Source organism: Micromonospora sp. ATLC16 (genome assembly GCF_057196645.1).
Genome location: NZ_JBXUOW010000016.1, coordinates 63,321 through 81,672 on the forward strand (window position 1 = coordinate 63,321; position 18,352 = coordinate 81,672).

The 18,352-nt window shown below is 72.0% G+C and carries 17 protein-coding genes; 15 read left to right on the forward strand and 2 right to left on the reverse strand.

Annotation, left to right across the window (positions count from 1 at the left end; translation table 11 throughout):
• Positions 1-23: 23 nt before the first annotated feature.
• Both AC2CHE_RS09715 and rnhA read left to right on the forward strand, forming a co-directional pair.
• Positions 24-1,298 carry a lycopene cyclase family protein gene (locus AC2CHE_RS09715; protein WP_484504565.1) on the forward strand — a complete coding sequence of 425 codons (1,275 nt, stop codon included), beginning with the start codon at positions 24-26 and terminating at the stop codon, positions 1,296-1,298.
• 167 nt (positions 1,299-1,465) lie between these two features.
• Positions 1,466-1,945: a ribonuclease HI gene (rnhA, locus tag AC2CHE_RS09720; protein ID WP_484504566.1), complete on the forward strand. Its 480-nt coding sequence runs from the start codon at positions 1,466-1,468 to the stop codon at positions 1,943-1,945.
• Positions 1,946-2,053: 108 nt separating this feature from the next.
• Here rnhA and AC2CHE_RS09725 read toward each other — a convergent pair whose 3' ends face one another.
• Positions 2,054-2,911 carry a pentapeptide repeat-containing protein gene (locus AC2CHE_RS09725; protein ID WP_484504567.1) on the reverse strand — a complete coding sequence of 286 codons (858 nt, stop codon included), beginning with the start codon at positions 2,909-2,911 and terminating at the stop codon, positions 2,054-2,056.
• Positions 2,912-3,064: 153 nt separating this feature from the next.
• Here AC2CHE_RS09725 and AC2CHE_RS09730 point away from each other — a divergent pair, with 153 nt between their 5' ends.
• The 5 genes from AC2CHE_RS09730 to AC2CHE_RS09750 all read left to right on the forward strand — a co-directional run bounded on the left by AC2CHE_RS09730 (position 3,065) and on the right by AC2CHE_RS09750 (position 10,044).
• Positions 3,065-5,854 carry a WD40/YVTN/BNR-like repeat-containing protein gene (locus AC2CHE_RS09730; protein WP_484504568.1) on the forward strand — a complete coding sequence of 930 codons (2,790 nt, stop codon included), beginning with the start codon at positions 3,065-3,067 and terminating at the stop codon, positions 5,852-5,854.
• Positions 5,855-5,880: 26 nt separating this feature from the next.
• Positions 5,881-6,732 (forward strand): carbohydrate ABC transporter permease, encoded by an 852-nt coding sequence (locus AC2CHE_RS09735; RefSeq protein WP_484504569.1) that lies wholly within the window; start codon positions 5,881-5,883, stop codon positions 6,730-6,732.
• A complete protein-coding gene (locus AC2CHE_RS09740; protein WP_484504570.1) occupies positions 6,729-8,060 on the forward strand; it encodes an ABC transporter substrate-binding protein in 1,332 nt (443 codons plus the stop codon). The genes AC2CHE_RS09735 and AC2CHE_RS09740 overlap by 4 nt, the downstream gene beginning before the upstream one ends.
• Positions 8,057-9,091, forward strand: a complete 1,035-nt coding sequence (locus AC2CHE_RS09745; protein ID WP_484504571.1) for an ABC transporter ATP-binding protein — start codon at positions 8,057-8,059, stop codon at positions 9,089-9,091. The genes AC2CHE_RS09740 and AC2CHE_RS09745 overlap by 4 nt, the downstream gene beginning before the upstream one ends.
• 83 nt (positions 9,092-9,174) lie before the next feature.
• Complete coding sequence (locus tag AC2CHE_RS09750; RefSeq protein WP_484504590.1) at positions 9,175-10,044, forward strand: carbohydrate ABC transporter permease; 870 nt, start codon at positions 9,175-9,177, stop codon at positions 10,042-10,044.
• Between the two features lie 65 nt (positions 10,045-10,109).
• Here AC2CHE_RS09750 and AC2CHE_RS09755 read toward each other — a convergent pair whose 3' ends face one another.
• Positions 10,110-11,696: an LLM class flavin-dependent oxidoreductase gene (locus AC2CHE_RS09755; RefSeq protein WP_484504572.1), complete on the reverse strand. Its 1,587-nt coding sequence runs from the start codon at positions 11,694-11,696 to the stop codon at positions 10,110-10,112.
• A 109-nt stretch (positions 11,697-11,805) separates the two neighbouring features.
• Between AC2CHE_RS09755 and AC2CHE_RS09760 the strand changes: the two genes are divergently transcribed.
• From AC2CHE_RS09760 to AC2CHE_RS09795, 8 genes are all read left to right on the forward strand, one after another.
• On the forward strand, positions 11,806-12,342 hold the full coding sequence (locus AC2CHE_RS09760) for a MarR family winged helix-turn-helix transcriptional regulator (RefSeq protein WP_484504573.1): 537 nt from the start codon (positions 11,806-11,808) through the stop codon (positions 12,340-12,342).
• Positions 12,343-12,427: 85 nt separating this feature from the next.
• Positions 12,428-13,030, forward strand: a complete 603-nt coding sequence (locus AC2CHE_RS09765; RefSeq protein ID WP_484504574.1) for an MBL fold metallo-hydrolase — start codon at positions 12,428-12,430, stop codon at positions 13,028-13,030.
• A gap of 17 nt (positions 13,031-13,047) precedes the next feature.
• Positions 13,048-13,695, forward strand: coding sequence for a phosphotransferase (locus AC2CHE_RS09770; RefSeq protein WP_484504575.1), 648 nt, complete (start codon positions 13,048-13,050; stop codon positions 13,693-13,695).
• A gap of 63 nt (positions 13,696-13,758) precedes the next feature.
• Positions 13,759-15,243, forward strand: a complete 1,485-nt coding sequence (locus tag AC2CHE_RS09775) for a flavin-containing monooxygenase (RefSeq protein WP_484504576.1) — start codon at positions 13,759-13,761, stop codon at positions 15,241-15,243.
• 41 nt (positions 15,244-15,284) lie between these two features.
• A complete protein-coding gene (locus AC2CHE_RS09780; RefSeq protein WP_484504577.1) occupies positions 15,285-16,370 on the forward strand; it encodes an S-(hydroxymethyl)mycothiol dehydrogenase in 1,086 nt (361 codons plus the stop codon).
• Positions 16,370-16,999, forward strand: coding sequence for an MBL fold metallo-hydrolase (locus tag AC2CHE_RS09785; RefSeq protein WP_484504578.1), 630 nt, complete (start codon positions 16,370-16,372; stop codon positions 16,997-16,999). The genes AC2CHE_RS09780 and AC2CHE_RS09785 overlap by 1 nt, the downstream gene beginning before the upstream one ends.
• Before the next feature lie 75 nt (positions 17,000-17,074).
• A complete protein-coding gene (locus AC2CHE_RS09790) occupies positions 17,075-17,443 on the forward strand; it encodes a DUF3626 domain-containing protein (protein WP_484504579.1) in 369 nt (122 codons plus the stop codon).
• 208 nt (positions 17,444-17,651) lie between these two features.
• Entirely contained in the window at positions 17,652-18,350 is a 699-nt protein-coding gene (locus AC2CHE_RS09795; RefSeq protein WP_484504580.1) for a hypothetical protein, read from the forward strand.
• Positions 18,351-18,352: the final 2 nt, after the last annotated feature.

An 18,352-nucleotide genomic window follows, 5' to 3' on the forward strand; every position in this document is an offset into this window, starting at 1 on the left:
CTGCTCCTTCGACGAGCCTGACGATGTGGCAGCGTGATCGGATGGACTCCTCGCCCGCCGACGTCGATCTCGCCCTGGTCGGTGGGGGTGGCGCGGCGTCGCTGGTGCTGGCCGCGTTGGCCCGGCACCGGGTACGCGACGTGCGGATCGCCGTCGTCGATCCGGTGCACCGGCGTGGGCAGGACCGCACCTGGGCGTTCTGGGGCCAGCCCGGCAACGACCTGGACGAGTTGCTCAGCGCCAGCTGGTCACGGGTCGAGGTGGTCACGCCGGACGCGCAGCGCGCACTGGACCTGACGCCCCTGCGGTACGCGATGCTGCGCTCCGGCCCGATCTACCAGCGGGCCGCCGAGGCGGAGCGGCGCCTGGGCGTGACCCGCATCGTCGCCGCCGCGGGGCGCGTCGACGACGACGGTGACCGGGTGCTGGTACGTGCCGTCGACGGTCGACCGCTGCTGCGGGCCCGCTGGCTGCTGGACTCTCGACCGAGGCCACCTCGGCGACCCGGGCGTACCAACTGGTTGCAGCACTTCCGAGGTTGGTGGTTGACGGCCGACCGTCCGGTCTTCGACCCGGCCCGGGCGGTCCTGATGGACTTCCGCACCCCGCAGCCGGCCCGGGGTGTCTCCTTCGGCTACGTGCTGCCCGTCGACAGCCGGTACGCGCTGGTCGAGTACACCGAGTTCTCACCCGACCTGCTGACCGGAGCGGCGTACGACGCGGCCCTGGCCGGATACCGCGACCTGCTCGGTCTCGACCCGGCCCGGCTCACCGTGACCGAGGTCGAGAACGGCGTCATCCCGATGACCGACGGCCCGTTCGTGGCCCGGCCCACGCCCCGGGTGGTGCGGCTCGGTACCGGCGGCGGTGCCACCCGGCCCTCGACCGGCTTCACCTTCTCGGCGATGCACCGTCAGGCCGAACAGGTGGCCCGGGCGGTCGCCGCCGGCCGGCCGCCCGTGCCGGCGCCCGCGTACCCCGACCGGCACCGTTGGATGGACGCGGTCGCGTTGCGGGCGCTGGACGCTGGCCTGGTCGACGGACCGGAGTTTTTCGGCCGTCTCTTCGACCGCAACCCGGCCAGCCGGGTGCTGCGTTTCCTCGACGGTGACACCACCGTGGCCGAGGACCTGGCGGTGATGCGCTCCACCCGACTCCGACCGATGGTCACCGCCACCGTCGCCGATGCCGCCGGCCGGCTACGCGACCGGCTCGCGCCGTCGCGCCGCCCGGCGTGGACGGTGCCGCCGCCCGTGGTCGACACCGCGCCGCCGAACGTCGACGCCCCAGGTCACTGAGCCAGGGCGTGGTCAGTTGGCGGCGGCGACCGGAGACCTCGCTACATCTCGAACACCGACACGCCAAGACCCTCACCCAACACCTCAAGCCCTGGCACCGACTTCGACACAGGCCCTAGCGGCCCGTCGAGCGACCCGGGGGCCCGCGGACGGTAGGGTCTGCCGCCATGGTGGACGAGACGGCCGGCCGGGTGGTGCGGATCTGGACCGACGGGGCGTGCAGTGGCAACCCCGGCCCGGGCGGCTGGGGCGTGGTGCTGCGCTACGGCGCCCACGAGCGTGAGCTGTGCGGCGGGGAGGCGAACCCGACGACCAACAACCGGATGGAGCTGACCGCCGCCATCGAGGCGCTGGAGAGCCTGACCCGTCCGGTCACCGTCGAGCTGAACACCGACAGCACGTACGTGCGCAACGGCATCACCAGCTGGCTGGCGTCCTGGAAGCGCAACGGTTGGCTGACCGCCGCCAAGCAGCCGGTGAAGAACGCCGACCTGTGGCAGCGGCTGGAGGCGGCCTGCGCCCGCCACCAGATCACCTGGCTGTGGGTGAAGGGCCACAACGGGCACCCGGAGAACGAGCGGGCCGACGCGCTGGCCAACCAGGGCATGAACGAGGCCAGGACCGCTGCCGCGTCCGGTGGTCGCTGACCGGCCGGGCAGCGGATCACCCCCCCCAACAGGTGCCGGGCGTGACCGGACACGCGGTGGTCGCCGTTGGCGGGGTCGAGCAGGCCGGGGAAGCGACCCGGCACCGGGTCAGCGCCGCCGCGCTGCCCTCGCCGGGGCGAGCGGCAGGTGCGACCAGTGGGCCGGGCGGCTGATCCGCGCCGGCAACCGGGTCCGCAGGTCGCCCCGGGCGGCATCGACCTGCGACCGGTGCAGGAATAGCGCACCGGACAGGTCGCTCCCGCGCACGTCCGCCCCGCGCAGGTCCGCGCCGGTCACGTCGGCCCGGTTCAGGTCCACCCCGCGCAGGTCGGCGCCGACCAGCACCGTGCCCCGCAGGTTCGCCCCGCGCAGGGTGGTGCGCCGCAGGTCGCGGCCGATCAGCACCGCGCCCCGCAGGTCGGTGCCGGCGCCACCACGGCCGCGCGCCAGTTCGGCGGTCTGCGACAGAAGCCCGTTGACCGTCGCCCGGTGCGCGTCGACGTCGAGGGCGAGCAGCATCTGCGGGCTGCCGCCGGCCAGCCGCTCGGTCTCGTCGAGCGCGGCGGCCAGCCGGCCGCGCAGCTCGGCTGGTGGACTCAGCCGTAGCGCCTCGGTCAGGTACCACAGCAGCTCGTGCAGCGGGCGCATCACCGCGAAGACGTCGAACATCTGCCGGGCTCGTCGCGGCTCGTCGCGCCAGTCCCGCCCGCCGTAGGTCACCTGGGCGACCCGCTGACCCGCGCCGAAGCAGTCGAAGACGGCGCAGCCGGGGAAACCCCGTTCGCGTAGCTCGGCGTGGATGGTGCAGCCGAAGTCCGTCCCCAGGTTGCGGCACGGCTGGCCGGCGGGCTTGTCGAGAGCGAAGTCGGTCGACACGGCGAAGGCGGGGGCGACGCAGCACAGGCCGAAGCAGCGGGCGCAGTCGGCCCGTAGCTCGTCGCCGGCCTGCCCACCCTCCTCGGACATCCGATCGTCCCTCCTGGCGGCAGTTGGATAACGTCTAACAGCGCTATTGCCTGCGGTGGATCTCTCTGACATATTCCTGCGTGGACGCTGCCAGCGACGGTCGCCAATCCGGATGCCGCGCTGCGGTGACGCCGTCATGCCGGAGGAACCCTCGTGAAGCGTAGACGTCGCCATTTGCTCGTTGGCCTGGCGGTCGGTGCCCTGGTGGCGTCGACAGGTCTGGTCGGCATCCACTACGCCGGCGCCGAGGTGCCGACACCCGTCGCGGTCGGCGGGGATATGCCCGACGCGCTCGGCGCCCACCTGGAGCGGCTGCGCCGAGCCGTCCCGGGCGACAGCGGCATGTCTCCGGACGGGCCGGGCGGTGCCGCCCAGCAGGCGTTCCTGGAGCGCGCCTACCCCGCGAACGCGATCAGCATCGCCCAGTTGGACCGGTCGAAGGCGGCCTTCAAGGCGGCCGACAAGCGGTTCCGGGGCAGCCGGAAGTGGACCAACGTCGGCCCGAGCGAGGCGCTCTACCCGTTCACCGAGTACCGCAACGCCTTCAACTACGTGCCCAACGAGTACGTCGCCGGCGGTCGGGTCACCTCGATCGACATCAGCCCGGACTGCTCCAAGCTGCTCTGCCGGGCGTACGTCACCCCGGCCGGTGGCGGCGTCTGGGGCACCCTGAACATCCTCGCCGCCGAACCGAAGTGGTTCTACCTGGGCGGCCCGCTGGGCATCAACGCCGCCGGCGCGGTGACGATCGACCGCAACGACCGCACCGGCCTGACCATCTACGTCGGCACCGGCGAGGCCAACACCTGCGGCTCCGGCTGTGTCGCCGGCGTCGGCCTGTACCGATCCACCAATGGTGGCCTGACCTGGTCCGGCCCGCTCGGCAAGGACGTCCTCGGTGGCAAGGGCATCGGTGAGATCACCATCGAGCCCGGCGACCCCAAGACCCTCTACGTGGCCACCACCACGGCGCTGCGCGGCATGTCCAGCTCCTGCTGCACCGGGGTCACCCGGCCGGTGCCGGACGCCGAGAAGTGGGGCCTGTACAAGTCCACCAACGGCGGCAAGAGCTGGAAGTTCATCCACAACGGCTCGGCCGACGCCACCGCCTGCACCGGCAGCGCCGCCGAGTACAACAACACCGCCACCTGCTCGCCGCGCGGCGTACGCCAGGTCAAGCTCGACCCGCGCGACGCCAACATCGTCTACGCCAGTTCGTACGCCCGGGGCGTGTGGCGTTCGTCCGACGCCGGGGCGACCTGGACGCAGATCAAGCCGTCGCTCAACCCGGCGATGTTCCAGACCCGCCCGGCGATCGACGTGACCGCCCTGCCCGGCGGCAAGACCCGGATGTACGTCTACGAGGGCAACACCGGCACCCCGTACTCGCGACTGTTCCGCAGCGACGACGTGGCCGCCGGCTCGCCGACGTTCACCGACCTGACCAGTTCCAACCCGGCCGATCCGGGCTTCGCCACCTACAACCAGTGCGCCGGCCAGTGCTGGTACGACGTGTTCGTGCACACCCCGGCGGGGCACCCGGACATCGTCTACACCGGCGGCTCCTACGCGTACGGCGAGACGGTGGCCAACAAGCGGGCCGTGGTGCTCTCCACCGATGCCGGAGTCAGCGGCACCGACATGACCTACGACGGCACCGACGAGCTGCACCCCAACGGCCTGCACCCCGACCAGCACGACCTGGTCACCAACCCGCGTAACCCGTACCAGTTCTTCGAGGCCAACGACGGCGGCGTGATGCGCTCCAGCGGCGAGTTCGTGGACCGCTCGTCGTGGTGTGACAACCCGGACCGGAACCTCACCACCCAGGCCCAGCGGGACCGCTGCCGGCAGATGCTGTCGAAGATCCCGTCGAAGCTGGACGGCGTCAACAAGGGCATGAACACCCTGCAGTTCACCAGCCTCTCGGCCAGCCCGCACGACGTGGACCTGTTGCAGGGCGGTACCCAGGACAACGGCACCTGGGAGAACAAGGGCCAGCGGCAGCGCTGGGTCAACACGATGATCGGTGACGGCGGGGCCTCCGGCTGGGACGTCGCCCGCCCCGATTTCCGGTTCCACAACTACTACGACGTCTCTCCCGAGGTGAGCTTCGCCAACGGTGACATCGCCAGCTGGATCTGGACCGCCGACCCGATCTACGGCCAGCCGGGCAGCCTGTTCTACGCCCCGGTGATCAGCGACCCGAAGGTCAGCGGCACCATGTTCGCCGGCACCGGCCTGACGGCGTACCGCACCAAGACCTTCGGCCTGGGCGACCGAAGCCTTGCCGAAGCCGACCGGATCTGCAACTCCTGGACCGGCACCTACGAGGAGGACTGCGGTGACTGGGAGCCGCTGGGCACCACCGACCTGACCGGCACCGGCTGGGGCGACCGGGCCGGCGGCGCGGTCTCGGTGATCCAGCGGGTCGACTCCGACAGCTCCACCGCCTGGGCGGCCACCAGCACCGGCCGGGTCTTCGTCAGCCGCAACGTCGACGCCGAGCCGGCCGCCGCGGTGACCTGGACCCGGGTGGACACCGCCGCCACGCCGAACCGCTTCGTCACCAGCATCCACATCGACCCGGCGAACCCGGCCCGGGCGTGGATCTCCTACAGCGGGTACGGCTCCAACACGCCGACCACCCCCGGCCACGCCTTCGAGGTGACGGCCACGGCCGACGGGGCGACCTGGAGCGACAGGTCGTACGACTTCGGGGACCAGCCGATCACCGACCTGGTGCGCGACGACGTCACCGGTGACCTGTACGCCTCCACCGACTTCGGGGTGCTGCTGCTGCCCAAGGGCAAGAAGTCCTGGACCAAGGCGGCTCGCGGCATGCCGAACGTCGAGGTGGCCGGCCTGACCATCGTGCCCGGCGAGCGGGTCCTCTACGCTGCCTCGCACGGTCTCGGCGCCTGGAAGATGACGTTGAAGTAGGGAACACGATCATCGGCACAACGTTGGTGAGGGGTCGCGGTCGCGGCCCCTCACCGCTGCCCGAACGGGCCGCCCGGCTGTGGCGTACGCTCGGCGCGGCCTTCGTCCTGTTGGTTTTCGTTCCGCCCCTGCTGCTGCTGGTCTCCGGCTCCCTCACCGAGCCCGGCCTGCCGCCGTCCCCGACGCCGCAGCTGATGCCCGACCCGCTCTCCACCACCGGCTACGAACGCGCCCTCGACCTCGGGGGTCTGCTGCGTGCCTCGCTCAACTCGCTGCTCGTCGCCGTGGTGGCGGTGCCGTTGAGCGTGCTCGTCGCCGCACTGGCCGGCTTCGCGCTGGCCAGAATCGCGCCCCGCACCACCGCGGTCGTGGTGGCCGCCTCGCTTGCCGCGCTGATGGTGCCGGCGACCGCCCTGCTGGTGCCCCGCTTCGCGATCTTCCGGCTGCTCGGGCTGACAGACACCCTCGTACCGTTGATCGCGCCGGCGCTGCTGGGTACCTCGCCGCTCTACGTCCTGGTCTACTACCTGGCGTTCCGAGCCCTGCCGGCCGACCTGTACGACGCCTGTTTGGTGGAGGACCTGTCGCCGCTGCGGACCTGGTGGCGGGTCGCGTTGCCGCTGGTGCGCCCGGTGACCGCCGGGCTGACCGCCCTGACCTTCGTGTTGACCTGGTCGAACTTTCTCGACCCGCTGGTCTACGTCTATGACCGTGACCTGTTCACCCTGCCGCTGGCGCTGCGCTCGCTGTCCCTGCTGGATCCGACGAACTTTCCCGTATTCCTGGCCGGGGCGGTGATCGCCACGGTGCCCGCACTGGTGGTCTTCGCGCTGGCGCAGCGGCGTTTCCTGCACCACGACGATCGAGCCGAGGGATGACCATCGTGCGAATCAGATCCCTGTCCGCCCTCGCGGTGAGCGCCCTGCTCGCCCTCACCGGCTGCGGCTCCGGCGGCGGGTCGTCAGCCGGCGATCCGGTCAAGCTGCTGGTGTTCGGCGCTCCGGAGGAACTGGGCGCGTACCGCACTCTGATCGAGGCGTACCAGCAGGCCGGGTCCGGCGAGCGGATCCAGCTGATCGAGGCCAGCGACCGCAAGGACCTGCTGGCCCGACTCGCCACCTCGGTGGCCGGTGGCGCACCCCCGGACCTGTTTCTGATGAACTACCGCTTCTACGGCCAGTTCGCCGCCAAGGGGGTGGTGGAGCCACTCGACGAGCGGATCGCCACCTCCTCGGTGCTCGACCCGGCCGACTACTACCCGGTGGCGATGGAGGCGTTCCGGTGGGACGACGCCCAGCTGTGCCTGCCGCAGAACGTCTCCAGCCTCGCCGTCTACTACAACCGCACCCTGTTCACCAGGTACGGGGTGCCCGAGCCGGCGGCCGGCTGGACCTGGAACGACCTGGTCACCACCGCCACCCTGATGACCCGCGACGACCGGGGGCTGGTGATCAAGGGCACCGAGGCGGAGGGTGCCGCCCGGCTGCCCGCCGTACACGGGCTCGGCGTGGAGCCCTCGATCATCCGGCTCGCCCCGCTGGTCTGGTCCAACGGCGGTGAGATCGTCGACGACCCCGATCGGCCCACCCGGCTCACCCTGGACAGCCCGGCCGCCCGCGAGGCGCTGCGGAACCTGATCGACCTGCGGCAGGCGTACGGGGTGGTGCCCAGCGACGCCGAGGTGGAGGCGGAGGACGACGAGTCACGCTTCCTCAACGGCCGGCTCGCCATGCTGATGACCTCCCGCCGGGCCACCACCAACTTCCGCACCGTCACCGGCTTCGAGTGGGACGTCGCGCCGTTGCCGGTCTACCGGCAGCCGGCGGGCGTGCTGCACTCCGACGCGTACTGCATGACCCGGGGGTCACGGAACAAGGACGCCGCATGGCGGTTCATGGAGTACGCGATGTCCGGGGAGGGACAGCGGATCATCGCCGCGACCGGACGTACCGTGCCGTCGCACATGGAGGTGTCCCGCTCACCGGCGTTCCTGGACCCGAACCAACCGCCCCGCAACTCGCAGGTCTTCCTCGACGCCATCCCCACCGTCCGGGCGCTGCCGACCGTCTCCACCTGGCCCGAGATCGAGGATCTCAGCTACGGCATCCTGGAGAACGCCGTGCACCGCGGCGACAAGCTCGACGACGTGATCCGGGAGTTGGACGCCAAGAGCCGGCCGATGTTCGCGCGGGGAGAGAGCGGGTGAGCGACGGGCTCGTCCTCGACGGGGTCAGCGCCGCCTACCGCGACACCACCGTGCTGCACGAGGTGGACCTCAGCGTCGCCCGGGGCGAGCTGCTGGTGGTGCTCGGCCCCTCCGGCGCCGGGAAGTCGACGGTGCTGCGGGTGGTCGCCGGGTTGGAACCGGTCACCGCCGGTCGGGTCCGCATCGCCGACCGCGACGTCACCGAGGAGCGACCCGGCCGGCGCAACGTGTCGATGGTCTTCCAGTCGTACGCCCTGTTCCCGCACCTGAGCGTGGTCGAGAACATCGCCTTCGGGCTGGAGGTACGCGACATGCCGCGCCGGCTGGCACGGGAGCGGGCCCGGGCGGCGGCCGAGACGGTGGGCTGCGCCGGGCTGCTCGACCGCCGGCCCGGGCAGCTCTCCGGCGGGGAACGGCAACGGGTCGCCCTGGCCCGGGCGCTGGTCCGCGAACCGGACGTGTTTCTGCTCGACGAGCCGTTGTCCAACCTGGATCTGGCGTTGCGCGCGGAGATGCGGACCGAGCTGCGGGCCCTGCACGACCGGATCGGGGCGACAATGGTGCACGTCACCCACGACCAGACCGAGGCGCTGGTGCTCGCCGACCGGATCGCGGTGCTGCGCGACGGGCGGGTCGAGCAGGTCGGCACCCCGGACGAGATCTGGCGCACCCCGGCGAGCAGCTTCGTGGCCCGGTTCGTCGGCTCACCGGCGATGAACCTGCTGCCGGCGGACGGCCCGCTGCGACCGCGCGGCGACGCGCCGACGCTGGGGGAGGAGCCGTTGGAGATCGGGTTCCGACCCGAGGCGGTCACCCTCGACGCGGCCGAGGGCACCCCCGCCACCGTCGACCGGGTCGAGGTGATCGGCGAGGACGCCTTCGCGTACCTGCGACTCGCCGCCGGGCACCAGGTGGTCGCCCGGGTGCCGGCGGCCCGCCGGCCCGAGCGGGGCGCGACGGTACGCCTCGACGTACGGTGGGCGGACGTGCACCTGTTCCACGCCGCCACCGGCCGCCGGTACCAGCCGTGAGCGCCGGCGGCGCGGCACCGCACCGGCGGGCGGCCCGGCCGGTGCGCGGCCCGGACACCCGGGCGCGAAGGCAGCTGGCGTTGATGCTGACGCCGTACCTGATCGGGCTGGTCGGGTTGGTGCTGGTGCCGGCCCTGGTCACGCTCGGCATGTCGGTCACCGACTACGACCTGCTGCGCCCGCCGACCTGGGCCGGGCTGGACAACTTCGCCGCCCTGCTGGACGACCCGATCTTCCGGGTGGCGCTGCTCAACTCGGTGGTCTTCGCGCTGGTGGCGGTACCGCTGCGGGTGCTGCTGGCGTTGGGACTGGCACTGCTGCTGCACCGCCGGGCGGCTGGCGTCGGCACCGCCCGCACCGCCGCGCTGCTGCCCACCGCCGTACCCGAGATCGCATACGGGCTGCTCTGGCTGTGGCTGTTCAACCCGCTGTACGGGCCGATCAACCAACTGCTGCGGGTCGGCGGGGAGAACGGGCTTACCGCGCTGGGTCGTACCCCGCCGCAGTGGTTGACCGACCCGACCAGTGCCCGCGCCGGAATCATCCTGATGAGCCTGTTCACCATGGGGGAGACCTTCGTGGTGCTGCTGGCCGCCCGGCGGGCGCTGCCCCGCGACGTGTACGAGATGGCCGCCATCGAGGACGCCACCGGCTGGGACGTCTTCCGCCGGATCACCCTGCCGCTGATGGCTCCGGTGCTCGCCCTGCTGGCCGTACGCGACGCCGTGGCCAGCCTGCACTTCACCTTCGTGCCGGCGTTCGTGGTGACGGACGGCGGCCCCCCGCCGTACGCCACCACCTATCTGTCGCTCTTCGTCTACCAGACCGGATTCGAGTACCTGCGGTACGGCTACGCGGCGGCGGCGACACTGGTGATGATGCTGCTGACCGTCGCCGCGGTGCTCGTGCAGTGGCGGCTCATCCGCCGCTACCGTCGCTTCTACCAGGTGTGACGAAGGTGCGGGCCTACCGGATGAGTGGTCACCACCCGACCCCGCGTGTGGACCGGGCCGCGCCGCTAGTGTGCGCCGAGGCGGGCGATCGGCTCGACCAGTTCGCGTTCCTCGTAGGACAGGTGGGACAGCAGCGTGTCGCTGAGCAGGTCCACCGCGGCTCGCAGGTCGGCCATTCCGTCCGGGGTGGCCACGAAGGCGACCAGCGCCCGGTCGACGCCCTCCAGCACGTCGTGGATGGCGTGGTGTTCCTCCTCGAGCCGGTCGATGACCGGCTCGAGTCGTGGATCGGCCCGCCGAAGATGGGGGAAGAGCGACCGGTCCTCGATGGTGTGGTGGGTGGTCACCACCCGGCAGTACGACTCGCAGTAGGTGCCCAACGTCCACTTGTTCTGTCGCATGGTCATCGTGTTGATGTGCGAACGGGCCGTACCCACGTCGATCAGACCGGCCGCGACCTGCTCGATCAGGTCGTGGATCTGGGTCAACTCGGCACGCAGACCGTCGTGCACATCGATCAGGTGCTGCGCGCCGGCCTGCTCGTGCGCCGTGTAGGTGCGCTGCGGATCCGGGGCCGGTCCGGCCGGCCGGGCCGCTTCGTCCCACATCCGCACGTCGCTGCGGCGGACGCCGTCGTCGGGTGTGGGAACCACGGCGAACGGAGCCGCGCCGACAGTGGCCGGGCGGCTGGTCGGGCCGGCCGAGGCGCCGGCCGGCTCGGCCACGGTGGGAGCCTGCCCGGCCGGGATGGCGGTCGGGGGGTCGGCGCGTTCGGCGGCGACCAGTTCCCGGGTGGCCGGTGCCACCTCGGCGGCGAACCGCCGCAGGTCGTCCGGATCATCGCTGGCCAGGATGAACGTGCTGATCCCCTCGGTCAGGGCCAGGTCGGCGAGTTCCTCGGCCCACTGCTCGGCCGGACCGTCCAGCACGCCACGCCCGGTGGCCGCGAACCGTCCGTTGACGTTGAGCAGCCGGCGTACGGCGGCGGGTGAGCGGCCGGCACCGGCGGCTGCCTCGTCGATGATGTCGTTGCCCCGGGCAAGATCGCCGGGCTGTAGGTAGGCCAGCGAGGGCAGCCAGCCGTCCGCCCGCCGCCCGGTCAACGCCAACATGCGCGGCTTGTAGGCGCCGAGCCAGATGCCGACGTCGTGGGCCGGGGCCGGCCCGCGCTTGGCGCCGACCGCCCGGTGGAACTCGCCGGGGACCCGGACGCCGCCCTGGGCGTCGACGTCCCAGATCTGGCGGATGATCTCGATTGCCTCCTCCAGGGCGCGTACTCCCTGACCGGGGGAGAGGCGGCGGCCCCCCATCGCCTCGATGGCGTCCCAGAACGCGCCGGCGCCGAGGCCGAGTTCCATCCGGCCGCCGCTGAGCAGGTCGAGGCTGGCCACGCCCCGGGCGAGTACGGCTGGCGGACGCAACGGCAGGTTTGTCACGTTGGCGGACAGGCGTACCCGTTCGGTGCGTGCCGCGACGAAGCTGAGCAGTGTCCAGGTGTCCAGGAACGCCGGCTGGTACGGATGGTCCTGGAACGTCACCAGGTCGAGCCCGACCTGCTCGGAGAGCATGGCCAGGCCGACCGGCCGGGTCGGGTCGGCGTTGCCGGGCGTGAGAAACGACCCGAAGGTCAGTGGGTGCCCGTAGTCGCTCATCTCGGCCGTCCTTCCGGTCCTGTGTCGCGGATCCGCACCGCACACAAATGTTATGTCGCACAGAACATCATTGCTCAAGAAAATCTGTGACCTAGGCTATCGTGGGGTGATGAGCGGCGCCCGGGCCAGTGACCCGATCAACGACGACCTCGGTTGGATGCTCGGTGTCGTCTTCCGCGCCTACCTCCGCGCCGCCGACCACGCCGTCGGTGACCTGCCCGGCGGGCCCCGCGGATACCAGGTGCTCACCTCGGCGGACCGGGAACCGGCCCGCAACCAGGGCGCCATCGCCGAGGAACTGGGCATCGACCGCACCGTGCTGACGTATCTGATCGACGACCTGGAACAGGCCGGGCTGGTGGTCCGCCGACCCGACCCGGCGGACCGGCGCAGCCGCCTGGTCATCCTCACCGAGACCGGCCGGACGGCCGCTCGGCACCGCCGCGAGGCTCTCGGAGCGGTCGAGTCGCACCTGTTGCGGGACTTGTCGCCGGAGCAGGCCGGCACCCTGCGTGACCTGCTGCGACGGGTGGCCTGCGCGGCGCAGGCGGTCGACCCGCTCACCGACCTGTGTCAGGTGGTCGAGGCGGCGGCGGAGCGCCCGCCGACCGGACGCGCGGCACGGCGGCGTCGGACCCGGACCTGACCTGGCCGGTCTGGCGGGCGCGTTGGCGGGGCGGCGCCGGCGGTACGGGCACCCGGCGGCGGGTTCCTCGGCGTACTATCCCGAGATGCGGATCACGAAGTACACGCACTCCTGCGTCCGGCTCGAACACGACGGCGTCGTGCTCGTCATCGACCCGGGCACCTGGAGCGAGCCGCGGGCGCTGGTCGGCGCGGACGCCGTACTGGTCAGCCACGAGCACACCGACCACATCGACGTGCTCCGGCTCGCCGGCCTCGGCGTGCCGGTCTTCGCGCCGGAGGGCGCGGTGCTACCGGACCTGGCGCCGCTGCCGGTGACCCGGGTCCGTCCGGGGGAGCGGTTCACCGCAGCCGGCCTCGACGTCATCGCGATCGGCGGGCGGCACGCCACCATCCATGGAGGACTGCCCGACTGTCCGAACCTCGGGTACGTCGTCGGCGACGAGATCTATCATCCGGGTGACTCGCTGGTCCGGCCGGACCGGCCGGTACGGACCCTGCTGGTGCCGGCGCAGGCGTCCTGGCTCAAGCTGGCCGAGGCGATCGACTTCGCCGTCGAGGTCGGTGCACCCGAGGTCCTCCCGATCCACGACGCGCAGATCAACGAGCGTGGCCTGGCCAGCGTCAACGGTTGGTTCGGCGAGACCGTTGCGGGCTACCGCTACCTCGCGCCCGGCGAGACGCGCTGACCGGGGTTGGTGCCGGGATGACCGCCACCCCCTTCGCCGCTGGCCGGGACGCCGACGTGTACGCCCTCGACGACGCCCGGGTGCTGCGCCGCTACCGCGACGGCACCGACGTCGCCGTCGAGGCCCGATTCATGTCCCACCTGAACGCCGCGGGATTCCCGGTGCCCCGGGTGCACCGCGCCGACGGCGCGGACCTGGTCATGCAGCGGGTGGCCGGACCGACGATGCTTCAGGCGCTGGTGGCGGGCACGATCGCGGTGGAACCGGGAGCAGCCATCCTCGCCGGACTGCACCGTCGACTGCATGCCGTGGCACCGCTGACCGGCGCCCCGGACGGCGAGCGGATCCTGCACCTGGACCTGCATCCGGACAACGTGATCCTCAGCCCGGCCGGACCGGTGTTGCTGGACTGGCGCAACGTCCGGCACGGCCCACCCGGACTGGACGTGGCAATGACGGCGCTGATCCTCGCCCAGGTCGCGGTCGACCCGGACCAGCCGATGGCCGCGGCGGCCGACGAGATGCAGCGCGCCTACCGGTACGCGCTGCGGGATCACGCCGCCCCGCTCGCCGCCGAGGCGCTGGCCATCCGACGGGCCAACCCCACCCAGACCCCGACCGAACTCGCGCTCCTCGACACTGCGGCCGCCCTGCTCACCTCCTGAACCGGGAACCCGCAGGCGGCAGGCGATAGGGTCTTGATCAGCACTGCGCGGGCGGGAGACGAGATGACCTCAGAGCATGTCGACGTGCTCATCGTCGGCGCCGGTCTCTCCGGTATCGGAGCCGCCTGCCACCTGCGGCGTCGCCACCCGGGCCGGACCTACGCGCTGGTCGAGGCGCGCGACGCGGTCGGCGGCACCTGGGACCTGTTCCGCTACCCCGGGGTGCGTTCCGACTCGGACATGTTCACCCTCGGCTACTCGTTCGCGCCGTGGACCGCACCGAAGAGCCTGGCCGACGGCGACACCATCCGCGACTACCTGCGTCGTACCGCCGAGGAGCACGACGTCCTCCCACACATCCGGTTCCGGCAGCGCGTCCAGCGGGCCGAATGGGACAGCCGCCAGGCCCGCTGGACGGTGTACGTACGGCGCGAGGACACCACGGAGACCGTCGTACTGACCTGCTCCTTCCTGTACGCCTGCACCGGCTACTACCGGTACGAGGCCGGCCACACCCCGCACTTCACCGGCCAGGAACGGTTCACCGGCCGGATCGTGCATCCGCAGCACTGGCCCGCCGACCTCGACCTCACCGGCCGGTGGGTGGTGGTGATCGGCAGCGGCGCCACCGCCGTGACGCTGGTGCCGGCGTTGGCCCGGCAGGGGGCCCGGGTGACCATGCTGCAACGCTCACCCACGTACCTGCTACCGCTGTCCTCCCACGACCGCTTTGCCGACGCCCTGCGGCGGTTGCTGCCGGCGAGCCTGGCACATCGGACCGTGCGCTGGAAGAACATCCTGCTCGCCACGGCCAACTACCAGCTCAGCCGGCGCGCCCCCGGGCTGGTACGCGGGCTGCTGCATCGCGCGGCTGCCCGTCGGCTGCCCGCCGGCTTCGACGTCGGACGCCACTTCACCCCCCGCTACGACCCGTGGGACCAGCGGCTGTGCGTGGTTCCCGACGGTGACCTGTTCAGCGTGCTCTCCGACGGGCGGGCCGAGGTGGTCACCGATACCGTGGACACCTTCACCGCCCGGGGCATCCGGCTCACCTCGGGTCGGGAACTGCCCGCCGACGTGGTGGTCACCGCCACCGGGCTGGACCTGCTCGCCCTCGGCGGGATGACCCTGCGGGTGGACGGGGCGGAGGTGGACCTGCCGGAGACCGTCGCGTACCAGGGCATGATGCTCTCCGGGGTGCCGAACTTCGCCATGACCATCGGCTACACCAACGCCTCCTGGACGCTCAAGGCCGACCTGGTGGCCGGCTACGTGTGCCGGCTGCTGCGCCACCTGGACCGCACCGGAAACCAGATCGTCACCCCGCTCGCCCCGCCCTCCGGACCGCGTACCCCGTTGATCGGCCTCACCTCCGGGTACGTGCGGCGCGGCGTCGGCAGGCTGCCCCACCAGGGCACCCGGGCGCCGTGGCGGCTGCACCAGAACTACCTGCGTGACCTGCTGCCCATGCGGTACGGGCGGCTGACCGACCCCAACGTCCGGTTCGACCGGGTCGGCGCGTCGTCACCGAGCCCCGTCGACGGGTAGGTTCCGTGTCACCGTCGGTGCGGTGCGAGTAGGAGGACAGCGTGAGCCAGCAGGTACGGGGAGTCATCTCCCGCAGCAAGGGCGCGCCCGTCGAGGTCACCGAGATCGTGGTGCCCGATCCCGGGCCGGGCGAGGCGGTGGTCCGGGTGCAGTCGTGCGGCGTCTGCCACACCGACCTGCACTACCGCGAGGGCGGCATCAACGACGACTACCCGTTCCTGCTCGGCCACGAGGCCGCCGGCATCGTCGAGCAGGTCGGCGAGGGCGTGGACGCGGTGGCGCCCGGTGACTTCGTGGTGCTCAACTGGCGGGCCGTCTGCGGCGTGTGCCGGGCCTGCCGGCGCGGCCGTCCGTGGTACTGCTTCGCCACCCACAACGCCGCCCGGAAGATGACGTTGGCCGACGGCACCGAACTCGCCCCGGCGCTGGGCATCGGCGCTTTCGCCGAGAAGACCCTGGTCCACGCTGGTCAGTGCACGAAGGTGGACCCGGCGGCTCGGCCGGCCGCCGTCGGACTGCTCGGCTGTGGGGTGATGGCGGGACTCGGCGCGGCGATGAACACCGGCGGGGTGACCCGCGGTGACTCGGTAGCGGTGATCGGCTGTGGTGGTGTCGGCGACGCGGCGGTGGCCGGCGCGGCCCTGGCCGGGGCGACGACGATCATCGCGGTCGACACCGACTCCCGCAAACTCGACTGGGCCCGTAGGTTCGGTGCCACCCACACCGTCAACGCATCCGAGGCCGACCCGGTGGCGGAGATCCAGGCCGCCACCGGCGGCTTCGGCGCCGACGTGGTGATCGACGCGGTCGGCCGGCCGGAGACCTGGAAGCAGGCGTTCTACGCCCGCGACCTGGCCGGCACCGTCGTGCTGGTCGGCGTGCCCACGCCCGAGATGCGCGTCGAACTGCCCCTGTCGGACGTCTTCGGCCGTGGTGGCGCCCTCAAATCCAGCTGGTACGGCGACTGCCTGCCCAGCCGGGACTTCCCGATGCTCACCGAGTTGTACCTGCAGGGCCGCCTCGACCTGGACGCCTTCGTCACCGAGGAGATCGGCCTGGACGGGGTGGAGGAGGCGTTCGACCGGATGCACCGGGGCGACGTGCTCCGCTCGGTGGTGGTGTTCTGATGGCCACCCGGATCGACCACACGGTGACCTCCGGCACCTTCTCCCTCGATGACCAGACCTTCGACGTGGACAACAACGTCTGGGTGATCGGCGACGACGCCGAGTGCGTCGTGATCGACGCCCCGCACGACGTCGACGCCATCCTCGAGGTGGTGGCCGGGCGGCGGGTCACCGCGATCGTCGCCACGCACGCCCACGACGACCACGTCCGGGTCGCCCCGCGACTGTCCCGGGCCACCGGCGCCCCGGTGCTGCTGCACCCCGCCGACCGGGTCCTCTGGGACATGGTGCATCCCGACGAGGCGCCGGGCGGCACCCTCGACGACGGCCAGGCCATCGCGGTGGGCGGCACCACGCTGACCGTGCTGCACACCCCCGGGCACAGCCCCGGCGCGTGCTGCCTGCACGCCGGCGAACTGGGCGTCGTCTTCACCGGCGACACCCTGTTCGCCGGCGGGCCGGGTGCCACCGGCCGCTCGTACAGCGACTTCGGCACCATCGTCGACTCGATCCGCGACCGGCTGCTCACCCTCGCGCCGGACACGATCGTGCACACCGGGCACGGCGACAGCACCACCATCGGGGCCGAGGCCCCGCAGTTGCCACAATGGCTGGCCAGCGGCCATTGAGCCGGGCACCTCCCCGCCTCAGCCCTCGGTACCGGGATGCGGGGCCAGGAGCCGGTCCCCGGCGAGACTGCCGGCATGTCCGTCGATCCGACCCTGACCGCCGCGCAACGCGCGGCCCTGCGCCACGTGCGCGCGGTGGCACTGCGCGATCGTCCCGCCGCGCTGGCGGTCATCGGGCGGGCACTCGCCGCCGTCGGGGTACGCCACGAACCGGAGCGGCTCGTCGCGGCGATCGGCCGGCAGGGACGGATCACCCTCAACTTCCACCCGGACCGGCTGCGCGTCGACGGCCGCACGGTCGCCGAGGCACTCGCCATCGAGGGGGTCTACCGCAGCCAGTTCGAGACGCGGATCTCCAATGGCGGCCGCACCGCGTACCCCGGTGGGTACCGGGACCGCTGGGAGGAGCGCCCGTTGCGGTTCGGCGCCCCGTACGAGGTGTGACGCTCGCTGTCCGTCTCGTGCCCACCGGACCGGTCTGCGCCGTGACCTGGATCGCAGCCAACCGCCGACGGTGCATTTCCGGAATGGCGGACCTGTCGGCTGGGTTGTGTCCCCCGTAGCGCCGGCTGGCAAACCTCGACCAGTTCGGCCCGTCCCCGCGAGCGGCTCGCACCCGAGCGGCTCGTACCCGAGCGAAGGGGCAACCATCGTGAAGCCGGACTTCACTCGATGGCTCCCGGCCATCGCGACGATCCCGAACCGGAAGACCGCGCTCAGCGTGGTGGGCGTGACCGCCCTCGCCGGACTCGCCTTCGGCCCGACCGCCGTGGCCGCACCGATCACCGCCGGCCCGCATGCCGGCGCGGTCGCGGCGATCGACCGGGCGACCGGTCGCACCAGCACCGGGGTGACCGTGGAATCGGGGCTGACCACCGCCGGCCGCACCGACAAGCCGGACGCCGGGAAGCCGACCCGGGACGAGCTGACCCCGCACGGCGTGCAGGGTGCCCAGTCGCGCGTGCCGCTCGACGACACCCAGCGCGACAACGCCAAGACCATCATTGAGGTGGCCAAGCGCACCGGTGTCGGTGAGCGCGGCGCCGTGATCGGCATCGCCACCGCGTTGCAGGAGTCGAAGCTCTACAACCTCGGACACCTGGGCGCGTGGAACGACCACGACTCGCAGGGCCTGTTCCAGCAGCGTCCGTCCACCGGATGGGGCAGCGTGGAGCAGATCCGGGATCCCGAGTACTCCTCGGCCGTCTTCTTCGAGGCCCTGAAGAACGTCGGCGGCTGGCGGGACCTGCCGCTGACCACCGCGGCGCAGACGGTGCAGGTGTCGGCCTACCCGTTCCACTACGCGCAGTGGGAGGAGCAGGCGGCGGACGTCGTCTCCCAGCTCTGGTGACA